This window comes from Pseudoalteromonas porphyrae (assembly GCF_001298125.1).
Lineage (GTDB): Bacteria > Pseudomonadota > Gammaproteobacteria > Enterobacterales > Alteromonadaceae > Pseudoalteromonas > Pseudoalteromonas neustonica.
The window spans coordinates 59,366-84,650 of the sequence record NZ_LHPH01000007.1 but is presented as its reverse complement, the minus strand read 5'-3'; the positions used below and the strand labels follow the sequence as shown (position 1 = coordinate 84,650).

The following is a 25,285-nucleotide window of genomic DNA, read 5'->3' as shown; positions in this document are numbered from 1 at the left end:
TGCTCCTAGCGATTAGTTGCTTGTTTTTTCATTAAGGCTTCAATTTCGCTGATACTTTTGGGCGCACTCGCTGTCAGATTTTCATGACCTTGCTCAGTCACTAACAGATTATCTTCAATACGAATGCCAATGCCTTTATATTGCTCAGGTGCTTTAGCATCTAAACTAATATAAAGCCCAGGTTCTATAGTCAATACCATACCAGGCTCAAACGGGCGTTCTTTTTCGTCTTTTTTGTAATCACCTACATCATGTACATCTAAACCAAGCCAATGACCTAGACCATGCATATAAAATGCTTTGCATGCTTGATTGTCTAACAGCTCTTGTAAATCGCCTTGCAGAATACCTAAATCAAGTAAACCTTGCGTAAGTACTTTCATAGCCAGTTTATTTGCTTTTGAAAGCGTACCACCGGGTCTTACTTCAGTAAATGCCGCTTCTTGCGCAGCAAGTACAATAGTATAAAGCGCGGCTTGTGGTTCACTAAATTTGCCATTGATTGGGAAAGTACGAGTAATATCCGCCGCGTAACCGTGTAGTTCTGCACCAGAATCAATCAGCACTAGATCACCATTGGTTAGCACATCGCTGTTTGCGGTGTAATGCAATATGTTAGCGTTATCGCCACCACCTACAATAGTGCCGTACGCAGGATGGCGTGCACCATGCATTGCGTAATGATGATGAAGCTCCGCTTCTAATTGATACTCAGTAGCACCGGGCTTTGCAAATTGCATAGCACGCATATGACCTTGTGTACTTATTTCACAAGACTCACGCATAATGCGCACTTCAGCTGGCGATTTAAATAATCGCATTTCGTGCACTAAACCACGAATATCTTTAATAGTGTGCGGTGCTTTGTAACCTTTTTTAGGTGCGCCACGTAGGGTATTTAATAATTCCCACACTTTATCGTCAAATTGCGGGTAAGTGCCTTGTGCATAAAATAAAATCTGCTGGCCGTTCACCAAATTCAATAATTGTTCAGTTAGCTCACTCAGTGCACATGTTTGGTCGAATAAATAATCTTTTTTGGCTTTTTCAAAACCGATTCGTCGGCCGTGCCAAATTTCTGCCAACTTATCTTTGTTCAAACAAAATAACGTACTTGGTGTTTCACTGCTTGGACTCAGTACCAACACAGCATCGGGTTCATTAAAACCAGTTAAATAGAAAAAGTCACTATCTTGGCGAAACGCATACTCAGTATCTCTGCTTCGAGTTACTTCGTTTGCCGCTGGAATAATTGCTACGCTATTTGGCTCCATCATGGCCAGTAAACGCTCTCTGCGTGCTTTAAACTCTGCTTTTTCTATACTAACTGTTGGCATTGTAAACCCTGCTTTTAGTGTTTTTTAACGTTAAGGTACATTGTCACTTAATGAAGTGTTTTTTTAGTGCTTTTTGACGCTGGCTCTTGGCCAAGTTCCGCAAAGCATAAAAGTGCAGATACACGCACATACTCAATCACTTCGTGCAATGCTTGGCTGTCCTCTTCAGTTTCGTCAAACATGGTATCTAAGCGGGTAATTTCGCTAAAATCACTGATCACTTCTTTTACGTCAGCTGATAATTTGCCATAGTCTTTTTGCTTTAAGCCAAAACCAAGCATAAATCCTGCAACCCAAGACACTAGACCGTTGGCTTGATCGACTAAAGTTTCGTCATCGCTTGGTAAAAATAAATCAAATTGAAATTCTTCATCGTTAAAGCTCTCTACGACTTGCTTATAAATAACGGCAAAAAATTCTTTCAAATCATGGCTAAATGATTGACCATCATTAAACACATCGCTTAATAAGCCTAGGTACTCTTTGGCTTCAATACTCAAACCACAGGCTAATAACCCACTGATCACGCCATGCGCTTCTGAAGGAGTGACAAAAATTTCGTTTTTTTCCAATAGTAATTGGGCTTGCTGGTAATCTGGTAATTCGTTCATGCTGGCATCTTCACTTGGCTAATTAAGTTAATGCTACCACTCGATAAATAGCAACTCCAATTAATTGTATGATTGAGGTCAAAAAGCAATCCGAAAAGTAAATAGTCAGTTACCAATGCTGAAAAAACCTTCGAACAGTACAATTATTTTGAATTTGGGGTGTAAGGATTGGCTTATGTCTTATATACTCAATTTGTTCCCTAGGGTGTTGGTACTTAGTTAAGTCCCTGAGCCGATAAATTTTATGTTAGGGTTTCTGTTCGTCTGCTATTGTGCAAGCTCGGCATGTACCGAGAAGCCTACGGCAAACCGCAGATTCCCGCCCTGAGACCTTCTGGTTTCAGGACTAATACCGAGTACCGCATACTTGGGGAACACCTTACTTCTTCACTTAAGCTCTACTACGTTAATACATAAATAGTTAGTAAAAGCTATATGTCGTATTTTTCCCTTATTGCTAATCTGTTTCCGTTAAACTAATTGATAATTAAATTTAAAAATTAAAAATAGTTTCATTTATATTGAGAATAGCTTACAAACAAAACGTTACAATATAACATAACAGCAAGCACAAAAGCAACTAACTTGAAATTTTTTCACCTTTAAAACCTATCCCTTTTAAGTCAATAAAATAAATTAAACCGGCTAATTTGGCAGCACTCGCAGGTAAAATTAATTGTGATTTGCTGAATAATATATTCCTTGCAATCTTTTTTCAAAACTTAATAATTGCCTAATAATAATTCATTTGTATAATCGCCGCCCATGGAAGCAAATAAATATTTAAAAGGAACCAATATGTCCGCTTATCTAAAAAAACTACTCACTACTGTTACTCTTTCTGCCACTCTTGTTTTAACCGGTTGTATGTCAACTGAACTAAAAACAAATGATAAATACGAACTACCTATCGCTATATCAACCAATAACCCAGCGTTAATTTTCCCAGTATCACTACATGGCGTACCTGGAAATGATACTGAGGTTGGTCTAGCTATTACAGCTGGTGTAGCTGGTAAGTATGGTGCTTCTGTTATTTCTGCACAGCAACTTTATAGCGTAGTAGGCAATCTGTCATGGACACTTGGCGAAAGTATGCGTAGAGGCGCAAATAAAGGTGATTACAAAATCAATTACTATGGTGAAAGAATCGCAACCGACTTACAGTACTCAATGGATAAACTAACTAAAGCGTTAAAGAGCTCTGGTGTTATTGATGATAAAAACTTTTCTTTTGAAAATGTAATTGTTCTTCACGTAGATAGCAGCGGTGGTATTCCAGTCCCTGGCGTAAGACGCGTTACTGCATTTGGAGGAATTATTAACGTTAAAGATCTAGAGGTTGTTTCTTATATCGAGAAAGATCTTGTTCTAGCTAATGACAATGAGTCTATCTTGGCGCAAATGCCACTTGAAATGAATGCAATTGTCGAAGAGTTAATCGGCAAAAAATAAGCATTTATGGCCTTACAAGCATATGCTTGTAAGGCTGTTAGTATGTAGATTAACTCTATCCCCTCCCCTAGAATTAAGCCCAGCTCGCGATTGTTTCCATCATAAATATCTAAATAATAGATTAAGTATTTTCTATTGAATAAAATAACCAATTACCGACCATTGCTCCGCAGATTTTTTTAACATCACTGTTTCAATGGATTGTGCTTTATTTTCAAAATCAGTTTGGAACTCTAAAATCACATAATCACCATCTGGTAATTGTGGTATGGAGGTTAATACTTGACGGCTCACGCCTTCACGAGATTTAACAGCGCCAAGTGGCCTGCGAACTTGCTCTAGCTTAGATACCCAAAGTGTCTGGGGGACATTTTCTTGAAAAAACGCACCCGCCTGTTGCCAGCTAGCTGCATACTTACCACTATCAACCTCTTCTAACCAGCTTGTAGTCGGTTCAATTTCTTTTGACACATCGATAACTTTAGGTGCCTGCGCCCAAGAGAGCGTAGCTGTAATTAAACATAAAATAGCGATGAGATTTCTCATTTAAAGTTCCTTTTTATTATGTATTATAAGCGCATTAAATTAAAATATATTACTGTACAACTTTGCCGTAAATTAGTGCATTATAAAAACGATCATTTTTATATATAGCTTTATGTAAGCAGCCCTCTTTCAAAAAACCATTTTTTTCAAGCACCTTTGCTGAACGTAAGTTATTTTCAAAGACAACGGCATGCAAACGCACAACCTCAGTTGCTTGTAGTTGTGCAATTAATAACGCTAAAGCTGTTGTAACAACTCCTTGCCCCCAATATTCTTGAGCCAGCCAGTAGCCTATTTCGGCTGATTTACTATATTCAAACTCTCCTTTCATTGCTCCTATGCAACCAACACATTGCCCATCGAGTTCAATCGCCCATGCGTTACTTAATATGCAGCCTTTTTCAATCCACCAGCGCGCATCCTCTTCAGTATATGGGCTAGGTATTTTCGATGATAAAAAGTGAGTAACTTGTAAATTATTAAGATACTTAACAAGCAATAAGACATCGTTTGGTTGAAATGACCTGAGCTTGATCACGTATTATACTCCCTTACTTTCGAGTTGATTTTTATTACAATAAGTGGCCTTTTCAAAGTCACTCACATTCATCGCAATGTTATCGATATGCGGGAACATCTGAGTAAGTTTGGTCACTATCACTTTTGATAATTCAGCTTTTTGAGCCGTTGTTCGACCTTCCATTATATGGCCAAAAACATGGATAAATTCGTGCTATTTATTGCCCACTAAATAACGATTATACGGGTTTACCCTGACTTTAATTTCATGCTCAGCAAACAACCCCGAGGCGTTTACAGTATGGTAAATTTGCTCATTAATAGTATCTTCATCATGATAGGCCAAGATACTCTGCGAGCAATCGATAATAAAATGTGGCATTAAATAACTCCTTGTTTATGAAAAATAAGTATTTAATTTAACTTATCTTTTTTATCATAAAGTACTGCATTATAGTTAATTTTATTATAGAGCTATCAAAGAAAATGTATGAGTATATAAGGAAAACGAGATGGTGTTATACCTAAGCCACCTCAAAATGCAGGATTTTACCTTTAGTAGAATGTATTTTACCTCTTCTCACTTTAATCTAAAGCCGCATCACCCGATACGGCTTTATTATTTTATCTAGGCTAGCATATAGTCCTTTATATTTTAACTTTCAGGAGTCAATATCCCGACTGCGCTTTGTGATTCACTGGCTTTAAGCTCCCCCTTGAAAAACCAAGGTGCGAATAAAGTAATGACAAATAACGTAACCATACCGCTAATTAGCAGTGATAACCCCACTAATGTACCAAGATCTATCAATGCTTTGTGCTGAGAAAACAACAAAGCAATAAATCCAATACTGAACACCAAGACATTAGCAATAATCGCCCTACCACTTACCCTCATTGCATTTAATAAGGCGTGGTTAATACTGTGACCATTTTGTATTTCATGTTGGATCCTCAAGATGTAATGCACTGAGTAATCAACAATGCCAAGTACTAAAAATGAAATAATGGCCGTCCCGATGTTCAGCTCAATGTTTAATACCGTCATCAATGCAAAATAAATCATCACTGTAGACAATAAAGGCAAAGTGCCTGCTAAACCTAAGCGAATCGATTTAAACCATATGATCATGACAAGCAACACTGTTATTAATGCAATAGAAGCGCTCACAGTTTGACTTTTCACTAACGCATCTAACACAGCAGTCCATATGATTGGCGAACCTGCGTGTGTAATTTTCACTCCTTCCGGTTTGTTTTTTTCAATCCATGGTAAAGTGTGATCTAAGAAAGATTGATAGTCATTTGCCACCGTTGTTCCTAGTGTGTAAAGCAACACGGTTTTAGAAAAGTCTTCGTTTAGTACATTTGTGACATCAGAACCGCCACTATTTTCAAACATTAAAATAGACTGCCTGATGATATCACTGCCGGCAATTTCAACTTCATAAGTTTGCTTTGTATCTTCATCAATTTCAGTAAAGCGCTCAACTTCATTGGGTAGACGATTGTACTGAGGATCAAAGTCATTCAATGTGTAATTAATACGCCTTACATAGCGCGCCAAAGAGTAGCTGTAATTCACTGCACTGTGCTGATGAATGTGTTGCTCTAATTGGTCAATAAAATGTGCAACTTCAAGAATCAATGCACCACCTTTTATACCTGTATCCACTTCGATCCAACCAGGGCTGGTACCCGCAATGTGATTATTTATAAAATCGTCGGAGATCCTAAAATCACTTTGTTCTGGAAAGTAACCCGATCCCATATCATCAACACGCACTTGCGAAGCCAAAAAGCAAGAGCCAGCAAAAAGCCCAAGAAAAACCACTGAGAACACTTTTCGATTAGCCATAACAGGTGTTAACGTGCGCACAAGTAAGCGACTAATAAAATATTTTTCACTCACATCATCACTACTTTGTGTTGTTTGTGGTGTCGCTATGATGTCTTTTTTCGGGAAAAGAGAGAGTAAAGCTGGGATCAATAATAAAGAAATAATCAGCGCAACAAACATACCAAACGATATAAACAAGCCAAAGTTGCGCAAGCTTTCAATACTGGATGACGTTGACATTGTAAAGGTCAAGCAGGTTGTTATTGTGGTTAATACAACTGGGGACACCATTAAGATCATCGCTTTGCGAATAGCCACTAAGCGAGATTTATTGATTTTCTTCTGATGGTAATACTCAGCCATAACGTGTATCGCATCAGATAAGCAGATGGTTAATAAAAATACCGGCAGGATGGCGGTGATCACATCTAATGGCGCATTTACAATGGCCATCATGCCCATTGTCCACACTGTACACATCACAACGTTTATTAAGGGGATAACAACACCTAAAATGGTCTTAAAGAATACCGCTAAAATTACCGTAATTAATAAAATAACGATCGGCAGTAGAGTCACAAAGTCGTGATCTATCACTTGCTTTTGTGCAGCAAAAAATACCGGAACTCCACTGATATAAATATCATCTTTAAGTTCAGGGTGAGCCTCTTGGTAATCACTAATAAGTTGTTTAAACGCCTCATATGCACGCACTTGGCCAATGGCATCATCTTCTAAAATACTTAACTCAACAACAATAAGTGCAACTTTTCCATCCGGTGAAATTGGACCATACTCAATGAGCTCGTTATCTTGGACTGCATTTTTAACAAACTCGATATCTTGATTGCGCTGATTCACTGTTTCTTGCGCAAACATAGTACCATGTTCATCTAAAAAGACATTTTCAGTTGATGACAAACCCGCCATTTCTCTAACGGGGTCAAGGCGTTCAGCAAAAACTCGTAAATTGCGTTGCTGCTTGTCTGTCAATTGCCAAGTAGCTGATTGACTGACAAGTTCACGCGCGAGTAAACCGTCATTTGGGGTCATGCCATCCGCCAAAATTACATCAATACTGGTTATTAGTTGACGGTTTTCTGGGTAGGCAGATTGCAGCTCTTTAAGCATTTGCGCATCGCTTTGATCAACGTAGTTCATTCTTTCAGCTGCGCGTGATAGATCAAAAATAGCGTTAATCGAAGCTTGATTGAAAACTGTATTATCATTGTGCAGAGCGATCATTACAGAGTCGTATGTGCCCGTAAACTCCTCTCTTAAGTCAAAAATTGTACTGCGAGCAGGGTGATCCTGCGGTAAAAAATAGGGGTTGTTATCTTCACTCAAATTAGCAGAAGCAACCAGAAAGTAAGCTGTAATAAGTACTAGCAAGGCTAATATTGATTTTGGGTACTTAAACACAAAATCTAGATATTTTTCTAACATGTCAATTCCTTATTCTAATTCAGAGATTTTAATTAACTCTGCAACATCGCTGTCTTTTATGCCTCGTTTAAGTTTCGACTTTCTGAAAATGGCATCTTCAATACCTTGGTTATAAAGCGTCTCATGAAACAAAAAAGTGCTTTTTTTATTTTCAATAAAATTTGTCATAGTTGATGCCGTAATCGTCCAAAACCCTTGAATTTTATCAACTTTATCAACGTCCAGTTGTTTGAATAAAATACCTTTTGCATCAAAGTATTGCTGTTTCAAAATTAACTTTCTGTCTTTATCAACCCAAGTTACCAACTTGTAGTATCCCGACTTATTTATAACATCTTGTGATTTTGGAGTACGCTCAATGACATGTGTCTCAACGTCATTTACGCTTTCGCTTTTTACAATTTTTGAGTCAAAATCAGTGACGCGCAATTTATCTAAATCGTAATACGAATATTCGCTGCCCATAAAAGCGCCACGTTTATCCGTCGCAGAAATACGTCTTACTTTTCTAAATGCCGGAAGGTACATCCACTGCTCGTCTTCCTGCGCCGTACCTTCATCAAAGCTGCGCATCAAAAAACTAATATCGCGCACATCTGCGGGAGCTTTGATAGCCAAAACCATTACTTCGTCTTGATCTATATCTTTTTGCAACATATAAAACTGTCGCTGATTAAGCAGACTATCATCGCTTAGCGTTTTCAAAGTCACCGTGGACATGTAATCTTTACCGTCATTGCGATCACGCACCTGTTGTAAAATGTTATTTGCGTCATTAGCCGAAGCATCTGCAAATACACTTAACAAAATGCCAGCTGAGGCCAAAATATGTGTTAGTTTCATTTTTTCTCCTTAAAAATAATATGTTGCAGCAAGCCAAATGCGATCACGCTGCTGCTGTGCACCTAAATAATTCGCTTGCTCACCATCGATGAGATCGAGGTTTAGCTTTAGTAGCCAATATTGATTGGGCTTGTAAGTTAGTTTTAGCTGGGATAAAAGCCCACCACCTTGGTTATCGACGTAACTTAATGCCGCGCGTAAGTAAACTTGATTAGCAAAGAAACCCCGCTCTGCTGAGGCTGTGTAAATTGGTGCAGATTCTGGGATCACATACGTGGGTTGCCAACCATTGAGCAATTGATTGGTATACTGAACTGTTGTAGTCCAATCTTTGTAGCGATAATCCAAGCCCACTAATGCTTCCAACTTGTTGACGTCTTTGTGCTGTAACGCACTATCATTAACTGTGTAATTATCAAAGTAGGCAAGCTCAGTCCGAAGCACGAAGGCATCTATTGGCTTGCTCAAACTAGTTCCTAGCATTGAAAACTTTTCATAGGAATAGTCAGGCCGTTCACTAGCCGTTGCATTCAATACGGGATCATCTTGGTAACCGTGAAATGCGTACAAGCTGATATCTGTGTCATGAACAAACATGTTATAACGCAAACCTAGTTCGTACTTCCCCCACCCACTGCTTTCACTATTTGGGTAATAGTTATTGCCAAACTCTGCACCCGAGGCTGGGTATTCATTACTACGTTGTTCAATAGTGGTAATAAAGTTTAACGTATCGCCGTTATCGTACTCATAGTCCACTTTTAACATTGGCACAGCCACGCGATAATCGTCGATATCAAACAAAATAAAGCTTTTAAAATCCAATGGATTAATAACATCAACAATACGTAAATCGTCGGCTTCGCCCCACACTACCTTTTGATAACCAAATGACCAAAAGCTCAGGCCTAATTCCCCTGAAACATACGCCTCTTCGATAATTGCTCGCGATCCATATTGATCTTCGGCTGCAATGCTAAAACGCTCATTATCACTGTAGACAAAGTCATGCTCTAACCTGCCATCAAAGGTAAAACTCAACTGCTCAGTGCTGTATTCAAGTTTTGTCCCAACCGCAATTCTTTGCTCTGTAGCATAATTTTCTGCAATGTTGTAACCAAAGCTACTTGTTAGATTAGGTTGAACATACAAATTGGCGTAGCTACTGCTACTTACGCTGCATACAGCAATCAATACTAATCGGTGCATGAACTACCACCGTCAATAATCACAACGTACTTAATTCCCACTGTAATTTCCTTATAGAGAAACAAACAGTAAACACATTAGGTCAACCGACCTAGCTTGTCAATCCGACGGTATAAACAAACAAAAATTTAACACTGGTGATTTTCTACTTACTCGATCTAAATAATACATTGCTTGGTGATAAACCTACTTGATGCGCTATGCTATGATTTGTCGAATGGCAACTGGGCAAACAATAAAAGATATGGAAATCAACTAAGAGAAGGGCAGTGATGAAAATTAAATCAAATAAAGAAATAATTATAAAGACCGCAACAAAAATACTCGCTCAAAGTGGCAATCACGGTGTAACGTTGAGGAAAGTAGCTGAACAAAGTGGCGTTACTTTAAGTAATGTACAGTACCACTTTGGTGATAGAGACGGCTTAATTAGTAGTGTTATTGACTCATATCTCGAAATTTGCCTCAGCCATATTCGCAGCTCAGTCCAAGATAGTAATGTGGAAAATAACCCTGACGCTATAAAGAGCTATATGATTAACTTGCTTTCTTTTGACGATGTTCAAGGTTGGTGCGAAGTGTTTCGAGAAATTTGGGCTATTGCATGTCGCTCAGAAAAAATACAAGCTAGTCTTGATAATTACTATCAGCAATGCAGTAATGAACTCGTTACACTTCTAATCTCTCTCGGTTTTCACGAGCAAAGAAGCAAAGAGTTAGTATCATTGCTTATCCCTTTTATTGAGGGCTTTTCAATTACCTCTATTTCACTACCACTAGAGAAAGCAAAAGTTAGAGAGCTAATTATAAATCAGCTGTTTGAAGGTTAAAAATAGCGATTAGCTATCAAGCACTGAGATAAAGCACCTCAGCTTAAACTAAGGTGACTTTTCGACCAATATTTAGTTTAATCTTAAGTAAACTACCAACGACTTCACATCTTACTTTTTACTTTACTGGTCGCAATACTGGTTGCTGGATCATCAGGCCAAAAATGCTTTGGATAACGACCTTTCATTTCTTTTTGTACGTCGCGATAGCTACCTTGCCAAAAGTTGGCGAGATTTTGTGTCAGTTGTAATGGTCGTCTTGCTGGTGATAGTAGCTCCATCAATAATGGTAACTTACCTTGTGCTAATAACGGTGTGCTAAGCATACCGTACACCTCTTGCATACGTACACTGAGTTTAGCGGGGCCATCAAGCTGATATTCAATCCGCACATTTGAGCCACTAGGCACTGTGACTCTCAATGGTAATAAATCATTTAATGCACTTTGCTGCTGCCAATTAAAACAACTTTGCAACGCGCTAAAGTAATTAAACTTTTTGAGTTGCTCTAACGTTTTTATATCTTCAAGATAAACACTTAACCATGCTTGTGCGTCATCGATTAGATCTTGCTTAGTTAATTCAGGAAACTGCTCAGGCATTAGGCGACTGGCTAAACACATACGTGTGAGTAACTGGTCGCTGTCATTTTGCTCATTAAATAATTCAAAACCCTGTTTGTGAAATAACGCTAACCACGCTTTTGCACGCTCACTTTTATCAAGTCGGTGTTTACTTGGCTGACTCGACACAGTTATTGCTCCTAGCTTCACTTCATCTTGATGAATAAAACGCCCTGCTTTTTCATCAAATTCACAGCGGGTTTGTTCACTAAATAAGTGCCCTAGATCATTCTCTATCTCTGTGGGAGTAAACACAATGCCGGAAAAAATGCGGCCGCCTTTATAGCCCCCCATATTAGCAATGGCAAGGTAATCATCGTTATGCCAGTACTCTGTATTTAACTCAGCACCTGCGCCATTGGCAAGTAAATAACCATTGCCGCGCTTTTTAGCCAGGCGATCAGGGAAGGCTAATGCCACCAGCAAAGCTAAATAATTGGTTTTTAGTTCGCGTGTTTCATTTAGCTTTAAACGTTTTAACCAAAACTTAAGTTGCTGTTTAAATATTGGGTGTGGCCGCGCATGTTGACTGTGCAGCGCTAAACTTAAATCTGCAACGTGATTAACACGGCTTTCTAGCAGGGCAACTAAATACGCCGCTAAGGTATAAATACCCGGCATTTTCGACTCTAGCTGCTTTGCTTTAATTAGCATGTGCGCTAAGCGAATATCCGCACCAAAACCCAGCATTTGGGTGCCAAGTGAGGTCAACTTGTTATTGCTATCGAGCGCTTCTAACATTTGCAATAACTTAGTCGCTTGCTGAACTTGCTGCTCTGTCGGTCTATCTAACAAGCTTAAATCACTTAGCTCAGCTCCCCAACATTTAGCCTCTAATAGTAACTGGCTGATATCAGCACTTAAAATTTCTGGTACGTCATGACTATTACGCCGCTCAAAAGTTTGTTTTGATCCTAATCGGTAGACAATTCCGGGCTCAGTTCGCCCAGCACGCCCTGCCCGCTGCACTGCCGATGAACGTGAAATACTTTGTGTGGTGAGCTCTGTCACACCCGTTTTTAAATTAAAACTGGCAACTCGACGTTTGCCGCTATCAACCACTATTCGAATACCTTCAATGGTTAAGCTGGTTTCAGCGACATTGGTTGTCAGGACGATTTTACGCGTGCCTTTTTGTGCAGGAGCAATCGCAGCTTGTTGCGCGCTTTTATCTTGCTCACCAAATAAAGTAAATACATGGCAATCAGCGGGCAAATCAGCGAGCGCTTGCTGTACGCGGTTTATTTCTCGCTGACCGGGTAAAAACACTAATGCACTCCCCGCTTGTTCATCTAATGCGTGTTTGATAACAGCAGGAATAGCATCAAGCCAGCGGCTTTCATCTTTAACCGGTATATAGGCTTCGTCAATGGGGAAACTGCGTCCGCTAGAGCGAATAATTGGGCAATCAAAAAAATGCTGATAGCGTTCACTATCAAGGGTTGCCGACATCAGTAAAATAGTTAAATCATCACGAAGCGCAGCTTGCGATTCGAGTGCAAATGCTAATGCCGTATCTGCGGCTATCGAGCGCTCATGGAACTCATCAAAGATCAATAAATCAACATCACTGAGTTCAGGGTCGTTTTGTAGCATGCGGGTAAGCATACCCTCAGTGACTATTTCAAGGCATGTATTAGCACTGACTTTGGTTTCTTGCCTAATACGTAAGCCAATACTTTGACCCACATTTTCGTTTTGGCATTGCGCTAAGTAATTAGCAATATTTCGCGCTGCTAAGCGTCGTGGCTCTAGCATTACAATGCGCTTAAAGTGCCCGTCGCGCATTAATTGTAATGGCAGCCACGTTGACTTACCTGCACCCGGTGGTGCTTGTAATAATGCGATAGGGTTATCGTGTAACGTAGTAACTAATTGTGGGTAAACTTCTTCAACAGGTAGCACAAAGAGACCGTTTTATAACTTTTTAATTCCCAGCAGTATACCCATAAACGCCTTAGGTTAATTCCATTTAGACTAATATTTTAATGTTCTTTCAATGTTAGTAGTAACATGTAGCGTGCGCTGTTCTAAATACACGCGGTAATTTTTAACGACATCTTCGCTTTGCTGATGCGAAGTTGAGTCACTTGCTTTAATGCCAACCCATGCATTACGCTGGTTCTCTTTAGCTAAATATAAACCGCCATCTGCAAGTTCAATTATTTGCTCCCAACTAAATAATTGAGGCTTAGTGCCTAGTAATGGATAACTAGCAAAACCAATAGAGCATGTTGCATGCAAACTTTCACCGTTATTTAACGTAAACAAGTGATCAGCAATCTCGGCGCGTATTTTCTCAACAGTATGCGCAGCTTCATCATAACTGGTGTTTTTCATTACAAGTAAAAACTCCTCACCACCCCATCGTATGAGTAAATCATCGCTTCGTACTTGTTGCTTTAATAAGTGAGAAAATTGTTCTAAAACTTGATCCCCAACACTGTGCCCAAAGCTATCATTAATGTTTTTAAATTTATCAATATCAATTAATGCGAACACTAAACGTTGAAGCTCAGTATTATCAGGCAATGAATTAAAATCTACTAGTAACTCATTAATAACACTAAAAAAATAATGGCGATTATGTAAGTCCGTCAAACTATCAGTAAAGCTCATTGCCTTTAAACGCTCATTACTTTTGGCCAACTCTTGCGTTCGTTCGGCTACCCGTTGTTTTAATACCACTAGATAGCGTTGGTTCTGCCATCGCCAATAAACAAAGCCAACTATACTAAACAATAGTACGGCACCTAGCACCCATCGCTGTTGTTGCAATCTATGATTAGTAAACGCTTGTTGCTGCTGATCTAAACGCTGTTCCTTTAAAATATTATCTTTACCAAGTAACTTAAGCTCCTGATTTTGTAAATCAAATTTATAATGAGATTCAAGTTGGAGTACTTTATTGTTACGACGTTGTAAACTAAGCGCATCTTTGCTTAATGCGTAACGTTTTAAATATTTATACGCTAATTTATAATCACTCTGCTGGCGATACGCGATAGCAATTAAATATTGTAACCGTGCTTGTTCTTCTAAAAAGCGAAGGTTAATAGGGTTTTCCAATTGAGCCAATGCAATTTCAATTGCTTGGTTTAAGCCACCAGTCTGTAAATGACTATTGGCTAATGCTAAATAATAATGCAATTTGATACGCGCTTTTGAGCCACCTAATTTTTTTAAGTCAACCAAACTCAATGCTAATTTTGCGGCCTCGATATTACCCAGTTTAAGTAGAATTTCAGCCTGATTAATAGCTAATTCAGAATAAATATTCATAGAGCTTGTTACGACCTTCAAGGCTTCACTATTCGCTTGTAATGCTTGGTAATAACTTCCCATTCTTAAATATATTTTACTTTGCCAAAGAAACATCAAAGCAGCATAGTTTGCATTGTTATTTTTATAAAAATCAATTGGATATTGAATATAATCGAGCGCTAACGTGAAACGTTCTAATTCAAGCTCTAAATGTGCTAAATGCAAATACGCCCACGCTGTATACTCCTCATTGCCAGCCGATTTAGCCAATTTAAGAGCGTAATGGTTTAATTTTACACCGTCTCCGTAAGCACCATAACGACGCTTAATCATCGCTTCTAAAAAGTAGCTTTCTATTTCAATCTCTTTGGCATTTTGGCTAATAGAAAGTTGACGTAGCCGCGCTAAATAGGTCATAACATGCAGCGTGTTATCAATGCTCACATCCGCTTTGAGCTTGGCATAATAAAAATCTAATTGTTCCTTATCTTCGGCATCTGTCGATCCAAACAATACGCCTGTATGAATAATAAAAATAAAGCATAAACAAAATAAACACGTTTTTCTTATCATAATCTAGGCACTATCATTTGTTGATTTATCACTTGCCAATCAATTGTTTGTTGGTTAATAAAGCCCGATTGCTGCAAGGCTTTTTTGATCACTCCTCGCTTAGTCAATACTTTCAAACCGCGCTTTAATGCCTGGGCAACCTGCTTGCCTTGAGGGTGAGCTTTACTCACAGCAAAATGCCGTGTATCAGGTAAAATTACTTTTAATTTTTTTAGTGGTGTGAATAGCTTGCCTTCAAAATTAAGATCTAAATGATCGCTGACGCTAAAGTTGATCATCATTGCATCTACAACCTGTGTTTCAACCATGGCTAACATATCTTCCCAAGGACCAATATAGCTAATTACGCTTATCGGGGTATTTACCAACGCTCGCCAATCGACATGCCAACGTGGGTTGACTACAACCGTCAATTGATTTAACTCTGAAGGCTTTAATTCCTGCGCGCGTTTATTATCTACTGATACATATAAACCAGCTTCATATTGGCCAAACTCTATAACGGCATCACTTACATAAAGAGAGCCTCGATAATCCAGTAAGTCTTCGTGCCAGATGGTACGTGCGAGCATTAAACTACTGCCGTCAATTAAAGAATCAAACTCCGTCGAATTTACCCAAGTTTGCGGGCGAAATACCACTTTTTTAGTTTCCCCTCCCAAATACAGCGCTTGCTGGAGCAATATCATTTCAACAATCTCAAGATGTGAACCATCTGTACTCGGATTAAAATCTGTAACATCCATTACATCGCGACCATTTAAAAAAGCCGTATAACGCTCACTAAAGTTTTCACTGCTGATAATATCGATTATAAGTGGTTGCTGCGCCTTTAACTGGCTACTGAACAGCAAAAATAAAAATAGAAAGCACTTCATAAACAAAACCCTAGAGATAAAAAAACCGCAAAGGTAAATATCCAATGCAGCTTAATTATACAGTAACAACCAATAAAATGTTAACAAGTGTTATATTTTGTAGCGAAAAACAACTAGAGCTATTACTTTATTTACAACTTAATACCGTATAGTCAGTTTTTAATTTGATTAGTGAAGAATACGTAACAAGCTAATTAAACATGACGCATATAAATTTTAACTACTTTAAGGAGTGCGTAAAAATAAAAATGTACCGTAAAAAATTAAAAAATACCTAAATAATTTGACTCAGACGGGTGACTCTATATTCCTATTTTGTTTCTCCTTTCGACCTGAATCACGTTGCACCGCTACTATTGCGTTGTATTTTTCTTCTGGGTGTAGCCCGAAACTGCAGTATCTGCCCACATGGAGTAAGCTAGCTCTAGTAGTTTTCACGGGCTAGCTCATGGGGCTATTAGGCAAATATAAATTCGCGGATTTATCATTAATTACTTATTGCTGGAGATTTCTTTAACCGCGGATTGGCGAATAAAAAACATCATTAAACAGCCAAGAATATTTCCACCTATTATTAAGTTAAGCACGGCTAAAGTAGTTATATGCTTAACCTTTCTTCTAGATACAGCCCATAAATGCCAATAAGCATAGCCACAAAGACCACTTACTGCGGCAACTAGTGCTGCTGGGTGTACGCCTCCCTTTTTAATAACTATACTCACCATTACAATAGAAAGTATTAATGAAAAAGCACAAAGTGCAACCAAATAAAGTTTTATCCAGATACCCAGAGTCGAAAAGTTAAATTCATCTTTAATTGCACCTGATTGATTAGTTTTTATAGCCACAATATTCCTTATTAATTTGGCCTAAGAGCTTCTCAAATACCACGTTGATATTTTAGACACCCCAAATGACCTCCACTTCATCGTTTAATAATTCCACTAAACAACCCTATTGTAAATAATTGTTTTTCTTGGCAATAAAATCCCCTTTGTTATTTAGTCCAAAAAGGCCAGCAATAATGATATGAGGGAAAAACCAGAAAACTTTGTACTCTCGCAATTACTTTATAAAAAAAAGAGCCTAACTTGACTCGCTTTTTTACTTATAATTCACTGCTTAAAGTTTACAACGACCTTAGTCCGGCTCATACCCTAAGTTAGGCGATAACCACCTTTCAGCTTCTTCCAGCGTCATGTTGGTCCGCTTGGCGTAATCTTCAACCTGATCGCGTTGTACCGCCGCTACTGCGTAGTATTTAGCCTCAGGATGAGAGAAATACCAACCTGATACTGCCGCACCTGGCCACATGGCGTAGGAGCTAGTTAGCTGCATGCCAATGCGTTTTTCTGTGTCGAGTAATTGCCAGATTTTCTTTTTCTCGGTGTGCTCAGGGCATGCTGGGTAACCTGGAGCTGGGCGAATACCTTGGTAGTTTTCGCGTATTAGTTCGTCATTGGCAAGATTTTCATCTGGTGCAAAGCCCCAATATTCTTTACGTACTTGCTCATGGAGGTATTCAGCAAAGGCTTCGGCTAAGCGATCAGCCACGGCTTTGATCATAATTTTATTATAATCATCTTGCTGAGCATCAAACGCATCCGCTAATGCATCTTCTTCTAAACCGCCGGTCACTGCAAACGCACCAAAGTAATCGGGTGTCCCTTTTGGTGCAATGTAATCAGCTAGGCAGTAGTTTGCAAAGTCGGTTTTTTCAGTTTGCTGACGTAAGTGGCAAGATGTTGTGAGTATTTCTTTGCGGGTCTCGTCAGTATAGATTTCAATGTCATCGCCCACTCGGTTAGCTGGAAATAAACCAAATACACCTAATGGTTGCAACGTACCTGCTTTTTCAAGGTCGTCTAACATGTCGTTGGCGTCTTTAAATAAGCTTTGCGCTTGCTCACCGACGACTTCATCGGTCATTATGCGTGGATATTTACCAGCAATTGACCACGTCATAAAGTACGGCGTCCAGTCAATGTACTTACGCAATGTTGCGATTGATACATTTTTAAACTCAGTAACACCGAGTTTTTTAGGCACCGGTGGCGTGTAATTATCCCAGTCGAGTTGCGCGGCGTTATCGCGGGCACGTTGAATAGTTACCGGTTTTGAACGTGGCTTTTTACGGGCTTGTTGCTCACGTACTTTGACATATTCAGCGCTGACTTTTTCTAAAAAGCCGGGCTTTATTTCTTTTGATAATAAATTGGATACAACACCAACTGCGCGGCTGGCGTTATTAACGTAGACTACGCCTTTATCATACTGCGGCTCTATTTTAACTGCTGTATGCGCTTTTGAGGTCGTCGCGCCACCAATGAGTAACGGCAGTTCAAAACCTCGACGTTTCATTTCTTTGGCTACGTGTACCATTTCGTCAAGTGATGGCGTGATCAGGCCTGATAAACCGATTATATCAGCCTTTTCATCAATGGCGGTTTGCAGTATTTTATCTGCAGGTACCATTACGCCTAAGTCGATAACTTCGTAGTTATTACATTGTAGAACAACACCAACGATGTTTTTACCAATGTCGTGTACATCGCCTTTTACCGTTGCCATCACTATTTTGCCATTGGTAGAGCCTTCTTCTTTTTCAAGCTCAATGTATGGATCTAAATAGGCTACCGCGCGTTTCATTACACGAGCTGATTTAACTACTTGCGGTAAAAACATTTTACCGGCACCGAACAAATCGCCCACCACGTTCATGCCGTCCATTAACGGCCCTTCTATTACGTGAATAGGTTTGTCGGCAGCCGCACGGCACTCTTCTGTATCTACATCTATATATTCTGTAATGCCTTTAACAAGGGCGTGTTCTAAGCGTTTTTCAACTGGCCATGTGCGCCATTCTAAATCTTCAACGCGTTCTGCTTGCGCCATGCCAGAGTATTTTGGTGCCAACTCAACTAAACGTTCACCTGCGCCTGGGTCGGTATTGAGTACTACGTCTTCAACCGCTTTGCGAAGTTCTGCTGGTATATCATCATACACGGCTAACTGCCCTGCATTGACGATGCCCATATCCATACCTGCTTGAATTGCATGGTATAAAAATACTGAGTGAATGGCTTCGCGGACTGGGTTATTACCACGAAATGAGAACGATACATTTGATACACCGCCTGACACTTTACAATGCGGTAACCCCTCTTTGATACGACGTGTACCTTCAATAAACTCAACAGCGTAATTGTCGTGCTCTTCAATACCTGTGGCTACGGCAAATATATTCGGGTCGAAAATAATATCTTCGGGAGCAAAGCCAATATCGTCTACTAATATTTTATAACTGCGCGCACATATCTCGAATTTTCTATCGGCAGTCTCTGCTTGACCTTGCGTATCAAACGCCATTACCACGGCAGCCGCGCCAAAGCGCTTAATTATTTTTGCTTGGCGAATAAACGGCTCTTCACCCTCTTTTAAAGAGATAGAGTTTACTATCGCCTTGCCTTGAATACATTTTAAGCCTGCTTCGATGACTTCCCATTTTGAGGAGTCGACCATGATTGGTACGCGTGATATGTCAGGCTCTGAGGCGATTAAGTTTAAAAACTTAACCATTGCCGCTTTTGAGTCCAACATGGCTTCGTCCATGTTGATATCAATTACCTGAGCGCCATTTTCTACTTGTTCACGGGCAACGGTGAGTGCAGCTTCAAAATCTTCTTCCATGATCAAACGCTTAAACATGGCAGAACCTGTAACATTGGTACGTTCGCCGACGTTTGTAAATACAGCTATTTTTTGACTCATGTCAGATATCCTAATTTAAATTACAGGCTTCAAGGCCAGATAAACGCATACGCACTTCAAGCTCTGGTAACGGACGCGGTTTAACACCTTCAAGCCCTTTGGCAAAGGCTCTTATGTGTGCAGGTGTAGTACCACAGCAACCGCCCACTATATTGATGAAGCCAGACTTACCCCAATCGATAATCTCAGCGGCCATTTCCGGCGCTTCTAAATCGTATTCACCAAACTCATTTGGCAGGCCAGCATTAGGGTGAACCGAGGTAAAGGTTTCGCATACGCGCGATAGCTCTTCTACGTATTGGCGTAATAGGTCTGGGCCAAGTGCGCAGTTTAGGCCAATTGAAATTGGCTTAATGTGGCGAATCGAATTATAGAACGCTTCGGTTGTTTGCCCTGATAAGGTACGCCCCGATGCATCGGTAATAGTCCCTGAGATCATTACCGGCAATTTACGCCCCGCTTGTTCAAACGCTTCCTCTACTGCGAACGAGGCGGCTTTTGCATTCAGTGTATCAAAAATGGTTTCGATTAGAATAAGATCTGCACCGCCTTCCATTAACGCAAGGGTTGATTCAACATATGCAGTGACCAGCTTGTCAAAGGTTACATTACGGTAACCGGGATCGTTTACATCCGGTGAAATCGAGCAGGTTTTAGATGTTGGCCCAAGCACACCCGCAACATAGCGTGGTTTTGCTGGGTTTTTAGCTGTAAATTCATCACAAATACTGCGTGCCAATTTTGCAGACTCTAAATTTACTTCACGGCTGATGCTGGCCATGTCGTAATCTTCCATTGAGATAGTGGTCGAGTTAAAAGTGTTGGTTTCGATAATATCGGCGCCCGCACTTAAAAAACCACGGTGAATATCACCAATAATTTTTGGCTGCGTAAGGCTTAATAAGTCATTATTGCCTTTAATTAATACATGCCAGTCTTTAAAGCGCTCACCACGGTAGTCTTCTTCTTCGAGTTTATGTTCTTGGATCATAGTGCCCATTGCACCATCAAGAATTAAAATACGCTGCTTTAGCGCGTCAATTAACTCGGCACTTTTGTTTTCTAAATTATTCGGCATAGTTGTTAGTCCTTACGTCTTGGCTAACTAAATTAATATCATAGGGTGTGGTTTGATACACATAATAATTTAACCAGTTCGAAAAAAGCAAAAAAGCATGACTTTGCCAGGTTTTCGACGGTTCGTTATCTGGGTTGTTATCTGGAAAATAATTTTCTGGCATCGGCGCATCAGGGCTTTTTGCTAAATCACGTTGATATTCGCCCTTTAATGTATGTGCATCATATTCAGGGTGGCCTGTTAGGTAAACTTGGCTACCTGATTTATTTTTTATTAAGTAAGCGCCTACTTGCTCTGAACCTGCCAGCACGACTAAATCTTCACACGCATTTATTTTTTCAATGTCGATGTGGCCATAACGAGAATGTGGCACTACAAAGGTGTCATCAAAACCGCGCGTAAGTGCGCCATGTTCAAAAAAGCATTTATGAGTAAACACGCCACACAGCTTATTTTCTTTAAGTTCACGCTTTAAATTATGATGATGGAATAAACCCGCATGGGCCGCCCAACACGAAAATAACGTTGACGTTACATGCTGCTCTGCCCAGTCTAAAATCACTTTTAGTTCATCCCAGTAGGCTACGTCGTCGTATTCTAAATGCGCTAATGGCGCACCAGTAATTAATAATGCATCGTAGTTACTGTCTTTCACTTCAGAGAAATAACGATAAAAAGTATCTAAATGCTGCTCTGAGGTATTTTTACTACGATGGGTATCTAAGCGTAATAGCTCTACATTAACTTGCAAAGGCGAGTTAGCAAGTAAACGAATGAATTGTACCTCGGTTTCAACCTTATTAGGCATTAAGTTTAAAATAGCCAAGCGCATAGGGCGAATTTCTTGTGTTTTCGCACGACTTTTTGGCATTACGAATACGTTCTCTTGGCGTAACTTCGCAATTGCGGGCAATTCATCTTTAACGGTAATAGGCATACTCATCTCCAAGGTATTTTTAACCAATGGCTAATTATGAACGGATAGCTGGAAATTTCAACCTCTAGATGTTTAGATGTCCAAATGAGTTTAATTAAACAATTTTTTGCATTCTTAAACAAGCTCGCCATAATGCCCTTCTTAATTTAACTACAAGGTGAAATTGTGTTTGATTGGCTTGGTTTAGGTGAGTTATTAGCAATACTTGCGGCACTGGTGTGGGCGCTATCAACTATTTTATATAAAGGTTTTAGTCATCACTTAACCCCAATGCAATTAAATATTAGTAAAGGTGTGCTCGCGAGTGCATTGATGCTAGTTACACTTGTCATTACTCAAGATTTTGCTATACCAACCCAAATTACCAGCTGGCTGTGGCTCATTGCGGGCGGAGTTATTGGTATTGCTATTGGTGACAGCGCTTATTTTGCAGCTCTACGTAATATAGGCCCAGCGCGTACATTAGTTATTGAGTCATTAGCCCCGGCCTTGGTTGGTATTTTTAATATTATTCTGTTAAGCCATTACTTATCAGCCTTTGCTTGGTTTGGTATTGCATTAACCAGTGTGGGTGTTGTAATTGCGATTAAGCCCGCAAAAGGACTGCCAAGTGTTGATAATAAACATTATCGCGTTGGTGTTTTGTGCGCACTTGCTGCCGCAATATGCCAAGCCCTTGGAATGGTAATGTCAAAAGGAGCGCTTAATAACGAAGAGATGAGCAGCTTATGGGCTGCATTAATTAGGCTTGCATCGGGGACACTTACTGTTGCATTAGTGGTTGCAATGTTTAAAAGCAGTGATTTTAAACAAGCACTCACATTAAAAGGGATTAGCGGTAAACACTGGTTTTTTGTTGCTGTATTTTTAGGTACTTTTTTAGGTTTGTGGCTGCAACTCGGCGCCGTAAAATACACCGATCCTGCGATAGCACAGACCATTTTTGCTACTGCCCCATTGATTGTAATGAGTATTGGTTTTTTTAAGCGTGAGCCTGTTACCAATAAAATGCTACTTGGCGGCCTACTTGCGCTTATTGGCGTAGGTGTATTGCTTGCTAATTAACGTGCTGATGCGTTGACTGTTTAGCCATTGAGACTCTACAATAGAGCATTAAAAATTTTATTCTTATTTGAAGGCTCCTTCCATGGTTTTACCTGATAAATTTATATTCTCGATGAGTCGAGTATCTAAAGTTGTGCCGCCTAAGCGCACTATTTTAAAAGATATTTCTTTGCATTTTTTCCCTGGCGCAAAAATTGGCGTACTTGGTTTAAACGGTTCTGGTAAATCAACGTTACTACGTATTATGGCAGGCCTTGACCAAGAATTTGAAGGTGAAGCATACCCTCAACCGGGCACTAAAATTGGTTACCTACCGCAAGAGCCTATTTTAGATGAAAGCAAAACAGTACGTGAAATTGTTGAAGAAGCAGTAAGCGAAGTTAAAAACGCGCTAAACCGCCTTGATGAAGTATATAACGAATATGCAATGGAAGGTGCTGACTTTGATGCACTAGCTAAAGAGCAAGGTGAGCTTGAAGCAATCATTCAAACTCACGATGGTCATAACATTGATAACGTATTAGAGCGTGCTGCTGATGCGCTACGTTTACCTGAATGGGATGCTAAAATTGAGTTCCTATCTGGTGGTGAGCGTCGTCGTGTTGCTATTTGTCGCCTATTACTTGAAAAACCAGATATGCTTATCCTCGATGAACCAACTAACCACTTGGATGCAGAATCTGTCGCGTGGCTTGAGCGCTTCTTACATGATTACGAAGGCACAGTTGTGGCGGTAACGCATGACCGTTACTTCCTTGATAATGTAGCAGGTTGGATTTTAGAGCTTGACCGTGGTGAAGGTATTCCATGGGAAGGTAACTACTCATCGTGGCTTGAGCAAAAAGATGCCCGCTTACAACAAGAGCAGAAATCTGAAAAAGCACGTCAAAAATCAATTGCACAAGAGCTTGAGTGGGTACGTTCAAATCAAAAAGGTCGTCAAGCTAAGTCTAAAGCACGTATGGCACAGTTTACTGAAATGCAGCAATCTGATTATCAAAAACGTAATGAAACTAACGAGCTGTTTATTCCACCTGGACCACGTTTAGGCGATCAAGTAATAGAAGTTAAAAACTTGAAAAAGAGCTTTGGTGATCGCGTACTGATTGATGATTTAAGTTTCACTATGCCAAAAGGTGCCATTGTCGGCATTATCGGTGCTAATGGCGCGGGTAAATCAACTTTATTCAAAATGCTTAGTGGTGAAGAGCAACAAGACAGCGGCGAGATCAGCTTAGGTGAAACAGTTGAACTGGCAACCGTTGATCAGTTCCGTGGCAATATGGATGACAGCAATACAGTTTTCCAAGAAATTGCTGATGGTCAAGACGTGTTAAAGATTGGTAATTTTGAATTTCCAAGCCGCGCGTATGTTAGTCGCTTTAACTTCAAAGGCAACGATCAGCAAAAGTTTGTTAAAGACTTATCTGGTGGTGAGCGCAACCGCTTACACCTAGCTAAGCTTTTAAAAGCGGGCGGCAACGTAATCCTACTGGATGAGCCAACCAATGACTTGGACGTTGAAACATTACGTGCTCTTGAAAATGCGATTTTAGAATTCCCAGGTTGTGTTATGTGTATATCGCATGACCGTTGGTTTTTAGACCGCATTGCAACACACATTCTTGATTACCGTGATGAAGGCCAAATAAACTTCTTTGATGGTAACTACACTGAGTATGAAGAATGGCTTAAAAAGACGTTAGGGTCGGCAGCTACACAACCTAAGCGTATTAAGTATAAAAAGATTGGTTAAGTTCTAGGTTCTAGGTTCTAGGTTCTAGGTTCTAAACATATTTTAAGCCCTGCATTTACGCGGGGCTTTTTATTTTTGAAAGAAATAAACGCTTGCGCCTTTCTAGTTAAGTATCTTCACTTTATAAAATAATCACCATGAAATACTTATTTGCACTGATTTTAGTAAGCATGAGCTTATTAAGCTTTGCCGCCGAGACTGAGCAATCTCCCAAATTACCGATGCTGACCTTTAATATGGCAGATGGTAGCCAAATTAAAACCCAAGACCTATTAGGCAAACCGTTTATTTTACATTTTTGGGCAACATGGTGTCCGTATTGTAAAAAATTGCAGCCTGGACTGGATAAAATTCATCTAAAATATCAATCTCAGGGCCTGCAAGTAATTGCTGTGAGTTTTCGTGAAGATGAAGACGCTAACCCCGCTCAATCATTACTTTCGCGTGGTCATCATTTTCAAACCGCAATAAATGCAGATGACAGTGCAGAATTATTAGGAGTTCGTGGTACACCCACTACGCTTTTTATCAATAAATTAGGCAAGGTTGTACTTGCTACCACAACATCAGATCCCCAAGATCCTATTCTTTATAAAACAGCAGCAAAGCTAGTTAAACCCTAAGACTAACTCTGGCCTATCATAACTTTAGCGACTATGCTTAAGGTATGAGCGAACATCATTTTAGCCACAAATAAAGGTATG

21 protein-coding genes and 1 other RNA gene are annotated in these 25,285 nt (G+C 39.7%); 6 read left to right on the top strand and 16 right to left on the bottom strand.

Features of this window, described 5'->3' with window-relative positions:
• Positions 1–5 precede the first annotated feature (5 nt).
• Positions 6–1,337 (bottom strand): Xaa-Pro aminopeptidase, encoded by a 1,332-nt coding sequence (gene pepP / locus ADS77_RS07450; protein WP_054205585.1) that lies wholly within the window; start codon positions 1,335–1,337, stop codon positions 6–8.
• A gap of 47 nt (positions 1,338–1,384) precedes the next feature.
• Positions 1,385–1,948 (bottom strand): UPF0149 family protein, encoded by a 564-nt coding sequence (locus ADS77_RS07445; protein WP_054453702.1) that lies wholly within the window; start codon positions 1,946–1,948, stop codon positions 1,385–1,387.
• 194 nt (positions 1,949–2,142) lie between these two features.
• Here ADS77_RS07445 and ssrS point away from each other — a divergent pair.
• Positions 2,143–2,326, top strand: a non-coding RNA gene (gene ssrS, locus ADS77_RS21440) — 6S RNA.
• A gap of 420 nt (positions 2,327–2,746) precedes the next feature.
• On the top strand, positions 2,747–3,403 hold the full coding sequence (locus ADS77_RS07440; RefSeq protein WP_054205583.1) for a hypothetical protein: 657 nt from the start codon (positions 2,747–2,749) through the stop codon (positions 3,401–3,403).
• Positions 3,404–3,535: 132 nt separating this feature from the next.
• On the opposite strand, the gene ADS77_RS07435 is transcribed toward ADS77_RS07440, so the two are convergent.
• The 7 genes from ADS77_RS07435 to ADS77_RS07410 form a co-directional block, all read right to left on the bottom strand.
• The gene (locus ADS77_RS07435) at positions 3,536–3,949 is read right to left on the bottom strand and encodes a DUF4019 domain-containing protein (RefSeq protein ID WP_054205582.1); all 414 of its coding nucleotides are present in this window, start codon (positions 3,947–3,949) and stop codon (positions 3,536–3,538) included.
• Positions 3,950–3,998: 49 nt separating this feature from the next.
• Positions 3,999–4,487 (bottom strand): GNAT family N-acetyltransferase, encoded by a 489-nt coding sequence (locus ADS77_RS07430; protein ID WP_054205581.1) that lies wholly within the window; start codon positions 4,485–4,487, stop codon positions 3,999–4,001.
• Positions 4,488–4,490: 3 nt separating this feature from the next.
• On the bottom strand, positions 4,491–4,652 hold the full coding sequence (locus ADS77_RS22660; RefSeq protein WP_235575730.1) for a hypothetical protein: 162 nt from the start codon (positions 4,650–4,652) through the stop codon (positions 4,491–4,493).
• A gap of 30 nt (positions 4,653–4,682) precedes the next feature.
• Entirely contained in the window at positions 4,683–4,850 is a 168-nt protein-coding gene (locus ADS77_RS22655) for a hypothetical protein (RefSeq protein ID WP_235575729.1), read from the bottom strand.
• 273 nt (positions 4,851–5,123) lie between these two features.
• Positions 5,124–7,754 carry an efflux RND transporter permease subunit gene (locus ADS77_RS07420; protein WP_054453701.1) on the bottom strand — a complete coding sequence of 877 codons (2,631 nt, stop codon included), beginning with the start codon at positions 7,752–7,754 and terminating at the stop codon, positions 5,124–5,126.
• A gap of 9 nt (positions 7,755–7,763) precedes the next feature.
• Positions 7,764–8,597 carry an outer membrane lipoprotein-sorting protein gene (locus ADS77_RS07415; protein ID WP_054205578.1) on the bottom strand — a complete coding sequence of 278 codons (834 nt, stop codon included), beginning with the start codon at positions 8,595–8,597 and terminating at the stop codon, positions 7,764–7,766.
• A 9-nt stretch (positions 8,598–8,606) separates the two neighbouring features.
• The gene (locus ADS77_RS07410; RefSeq protein WP_054453700.1) at positions 8,607–9,806 is read right to left on the bottom strand and encodes a hypothetical protein; all 1,200 of its coding nucleotides are present in this window, start codon (positions 9,804–9,806) and stop codon (positions 8,607–8,609) included.
• 272 nt (positions 9,807–10,078) lie between these two features.
• On the opposite strand from ADS77_RS07410, the gene ADS77_RS07405 reads away from it, so the two are divergent.
• Positions 10,079–10,636: a TetR/AcrR family transcriptional regulator gene (locus ADS77_RS07405; protein ID WP_054453699.1), complete on the top strand. Its 558-nt coding sequence runs from the start codon at positions 10,079–10,081 to the stop codon at positions 10,634–10,636.
• A 104-nt stretch (positions 10,637–10,740) separates the two neighbouring features.
• On the opposite strand, the gene hrpB is transcribed toward ADS77_RS07405, so the two are convergent.
• From hrpB to metA, 7 genes are all read right to left on the bottom strand, one after another.
• Positions 10,741–13,164: an ATP-dependent helicase HrpB gene (gene hrpB, locus ADS77_RS07400; protein ID WP_054453698.1), complete on the bottom strand. Its 2,424-nt coding sequence runs from the start codon at positions 13,162–13,164 to the stop codon at positions 10,741–10,743.
• 72 nt (positions 13,165–13,236) lie between these two features.
• Positions 13,237–15,096, bottom strand: coding sequence for a GGDEF domain-containing protein (locus ADS77_RS07395; protein ID WP_054205574.1), 1,860 nt, complete (start codon positions 15,094–15,096; stop codon positions 13,237–13,239).
• Complete coding sequence (locus ADS77_RS07390; protein WP_054453695.1) at positions 15,093–15,974, bottom strand: hypothetical protein; 882 nt, start codon at positions 15,972–15,974, stop codon at positions 15,093–15,095. Before ADS77_RS07390 ends, ADS77_RS07395 begins: the two co-directional genes overlap by 4 nt.
• Positions 15,975–16,465: 491 nt before the next feature.
• Positions 16,466–16,822, bottom strand: coding sequence for a hypothetical protein (locus ADS77_RS07385; protein WP_054453694.1), 357 nt, complete (start codon positions 16,820–16,822; stop codon positions 16,466–16,468).
• A gap of 292 nt (positions 16,823–17,114) precedes the next feature.
• Entirely contained in the window at positions 17,115–19,745 is a 2,631-nt protein-coding gene (gene metH, locus ADS77_RS07380) for a methionine synthase (protein WP_054453693.1), read from the bottom strand.
• Between the two features lie 10 nt (positions 19,746–19,755).
• On the bottom strand, positions 19,756–20,823 hold the full coding sequence (locus ADS77_RS07375) for a homocysteine S-methyltransferase family protein (protein ID WP_054205570.1): 1,068 nt from the start codon (positions 20,821–20,823) through the stop codon (positions 19,756–19,758).
• The gene (gene metA, locus ADS77_RS07370; RefSeq protein WP_054205569.1) at positions 20,813–21,760 is read right to left on the bottom strand and encodes a homoserine O-succinyltransferase; all 948 of its coding nucleotides are present in this window, start codon (positions 21,758–21,760) and stop codon (positions 20,813–20,815) included. Before metA ends, ADS77_RS07375 begins: the two co-directional genes overlap by 11 nt.
• A gap of 165 nt (positions 21,761–21,925) precedes the next feature.
• Between metA and ADS77_RS07365 the strand changes: the two genes are divergently transcribed.
• The 3 genes from ADS77_RS07365 to ADS77_RS07355 all read left to right on the top strand — a co-directional run bounded on the left by ADS77_RS07365 (position 21,926) and on the right by ADS77_RS07355 (position 25,204).
• A complete protein-coding gene (locus tag ADS77_RS07365; protein WP_054205568.1) occupies positions 21,926–22,825 on the top strand; it encodes a DMT family transporter in 900 nt (299 codons plus the stop codon).
• Positions 22,826–22,907: 82 nt separating this feature from the next.
• The gene (gene ettA / locus ADS77_RS07360; RefSeq protein WP_054205567.1) at positions 22,908–24,581 is read left to right on the top strand and encodes an energy-dependent translational throttle protein EttA; all 1,674 of its coding nucleotides are present in this window, start codon (positions 22,908–22,910) and stop codon (positions 24,579–24,581) included.
• 137 nt (positions 24,582–24,718) lie between these two features.
• A complete protein-coding gene (locus ADS77_RS07355; protein WP_054205566.1) occupies positions 24,719–25,204 on the top strand; it encodes a TlpA disulfide reductase family protein in 486 nt (161 codons plus the stop codon).
• Positions 25,205–25,285 lie beyond the last annotated feature (81 nt).

Excerpts from the sequence above, each read along its gene's own strand:
- ADS77_RS07435 (WP_054205582.1), bottom strand. The coding sequence starts at position 3,949 with ATGAGAAATCTCATCGCTATTTTATGTTTAATTACAGCTACGCTCTCT.
- pepP (WP_054205585.1), bottom strand. The coding sequence starts at position 1,337 with ATGCCAACAGTTAGTATAGAAAAAGCAGAGTTTAAAGCACGCAGAGAG.
- ADS77_RS07440 (WP_054205583.1), top strand. The coding sequence starts at position 2,747 with ATGTCCGCTTATCTAAAAAAACTACTCACTACTGTTACTCTTTCTGCC.
- ADS77_RS07390 (WP_054453695.1), bottom strand. The coding sequence starts at position 15,974 with ATGAAGTGCTTTCTATTTTTATTTTTGCTGTTCAGTAGCCAGTTAAAG.
- ADS77_RS07405 (WP_054453699.1), top strand. The coding sequence starts at position 10,079 with ATGAAAATTAAATCAAATAAAGAAATAATTATAAAGACCGCAACAAAA.
- ADS77_RS07415 (WP_054205578.1), bottom strand. The coding sequence starts at position 8,597 with ATGAAACTAACACATATTTTGGCCTCAGCTGGCATTTTGTTAAGTGTA.
- ADS77_RS07420 (WP_054453701.1), bottom strand. The coding sequence starts at position 7,754 with ATGTTAGAAAAATATCTAGATTTTGTGTTTAAGTACCCAAAATCAATA.
- ADS77_RS07355 (WP_054205566.1), top strand. The coding sequence starts at position 24,719 with ATGAAATACTTATTTGCACTGATTTTAGTAAGCATGAGCTTATTAAGC.
- ettA (WP_054205567.1), top strand. The coding sequence starts at position 22,908 with ATGGTTTTACCTGATAAATTTATATTCTCGATGAGTCGAGTATCTAAA.
- ADS77_RS07395 (WP_054205574.1), bottom strand. The coding sequence starts at position 15,096 with ATGATAAGAAAAACGTGTTTATTTTGTTTATGCTTTATTTTTATTATT.
- ADS77_RS07375 (WP_054205570.1), bottom strand. The coding sequence starts at position 20,823 with ATGCCGAATAATTTAGAAAACAAAAGTGCCGAGTTAATTGACGCGCTA.
- ADS77_RS07410 (WP_054453700.1), bottom strand. The coding sequence starts at position 9,806 with ATGCACCGATTAGTATTGATTGCTGTATGCAGCGTAAGTAGCAGTAGC.
- ADS77_RS22660 (WP_235575730.1), bottom strand. The coding sequence starts at position 4,652 with ATGGAAGGTCGAACAACGGCTCAAAAAGCTGAATTATCAAAAGTGATA.
- metH (WP_054453693.1), bottom strand. The coding sequence starts at position 19,745 with ATGAGTCAAAAAATAGCTGTATTTACAAACGTCGGCGAACGTACCAAT.
- ADS77_RS22655 (WP_235575729.1), bottom strand. The coding sequence starts at position 4,850 with ATGCCACATTTTATTATCGATTGCTCGCAGAGTATCTTGGCCTATCAT.
- ADS77_RS07445 (WP_054453702.1), bottom strand. The coding sequence starts at position 1,948 with ATGAACGAATTACCAGATTACCAGCAAGCCCAATTACTATTGGAAAAA.
- metA (WP_054205569.1), bottom strand. The coding sequence starts at position 21,760 with ATGCCTATTACCGTTAAAGATGAATTGCCCGCAATTGCGAAGTTACGC.